Source organism: Pelagicoccus sp. SDUM812005 (assembly GCF_031127875.1).
GTDB lineage: Bacteria > Verrucomicrobiota > Verrucomicrobiia > Opitutales > Opitutaceae > Pelagicoccus.
In genome coordinates, this window is the sequence record NZ_JARXIA010000060.1 from 1 (window position 1) to 1,422 (window position 1,422).

The 1,422-nt window shown below is 44.2% G+C and carries 2 protein-coding genes; both read left to right on the plus strand.

What is annotated here, in order from left to right:
• Window positions 1-423: 423 nt before the first annotated feature.
• Window positions 424-642 (plus strand): hypothetical protein, encoded by a 219-nt coding sequence (locus QEH57_RS24655; RefSeq protein ID WP_309009473.1) that lies wholly within the window; start codon window positions 424-426, stop codon window positions 640-642.
• Window positions 643-809: 167 nt separating this feature from the next.
• Complete coding sequence (locus QEH57_RS24660) at window positions 810-1,277, plus strand: T6SS immunity protein Tdi1 domain-containing protein (protein ID WP_309009474.1); 468 nt, start codon at window positions 810-812, stop codon at window positions 1,275-1,277.
• Window positions 1,278-1,422 lie beyond the last annotated feature (145 nt).

The following is a 1,422-nucleotide window of genomic DNA, read 5'->3' on the forward strand; positions in this document are numbered from 1 at the left end:
TCGATCGATCAAAAACAAAAATGAAGGGCTTAACCAGTCAGTGGATACAACTCCGGTTAGTGCTCCGCACTAACCTTCGTCGTATCACTTCAGCGATGGGGAGATAAGGAATTTTAAGAGAGAACAACCTGGCGACGTATCCAAATTCTAAATCCAAGAACGAAGTATGAAGATCCCGCGTTGGAGGGATAGATCGATATTAGAGAAGGCCAACCAATCCGAAATCCCCTTCAATTAGGATTGATCCTGCAGCAAACAAAAGATCGCAAATTGGCAATCGATCCGAAGACTGAATCAAGAAAAAGATTAGCTCCAACTTCCAAGACGAACCCAACTCTGAAGATGAAAAACATAACCCCATCAAGTCGGTCCTCACAACTCGCGCAAGCGCTCGCGTGAGACCTCTGCGTTCGACAAAATAAAATGGAGAAAAACCAAGCGACAGAGACGCTACTCGATCTTTGTGATCGCTACTTAAAGGGCGAGAAACTCGAAGAGGTGAAGGACTCCATCAACCAAGCATTCAAAGAAAGAAACGATGTTATCGTGAAGTACGCTCTAGCTGAGATCGATAGGTATGGAGAAAAGATCAAAAACAAAGATACTGAAGTGATTAAGGAACTATTCTTCTACTTCGGATGAAGATCATGCACTGGAAAATGAATACAAATACTAGGTCGAACAAGGCAGCTCACACAATGTCGGCAAACGCTCGCCTCTTTCGTAACGACCGCATGGAAATCAACATCACAACTAATGGAACCTCAACCGAAGCCGACATCGTGTGGCTTTGACGATATGCAGAAAAGATGAACGTAAACGACTATCTGATAGATCCAGCAAACAGAGATTGGAATGATCTCTTGGACGACTGGAAATGGATCCTCCCAAACAAATTCACACCTTGGTTAGTGAACCGCTTTGGAGACATATTCATGGTTTTATCGGATGGAACGGTTCACATGCTCGACGTCGGAGCTGGACGTCTAGACTTATTGGCGAATGACAGAAATGACTTTTGCACAAAGCTGGATGAAGACCAGAATGCCGACGAATGGCTTCTTATCTCATTGGTCGATTCTTTGACCGAGAACGGAATGAAATTAAATGAAGATGAGTGCTACTCATTTATTACGCAGCCTGGCTTGGGTGGCGAGTATGAGAAAGAAAACGTGAAGGTTTACGATATCTCAGTTCATTATGCCGTAACTGGACAGATCTTTGAGCAGATTAAGGACATTCCAGATGGAACCAAGATCACATTCAACTATGAGTAAGCATATCAAGGCGCAGCTCACAACGGCGACAAGCGCCGCGTGAGTGCTTAGCGATATGTGATTAAAGATGGGATACAACCTACACATCGAAAGACCAAACGAAGTTGAGATCACTGACTCCGAATGGGAATCAGCCATTGAGAGC

Bases quoted from the DNA above. Each gene is read 5' to 3' on its own strand.
- QEH57_RS24660 (WP_309009474.1), top strand. From the start codon at position 810: ATGAACGTAAACGACTATCTGATAGATCCAGCAAACAGAGATTGGAAT.
- QEH57_RS24655 (WP_309009473.1), top strand. From the start codon at position 424: ATGGAGAAAAACCAAGCGACAGAGACGCTACTCGATCTTTGTGATCGC.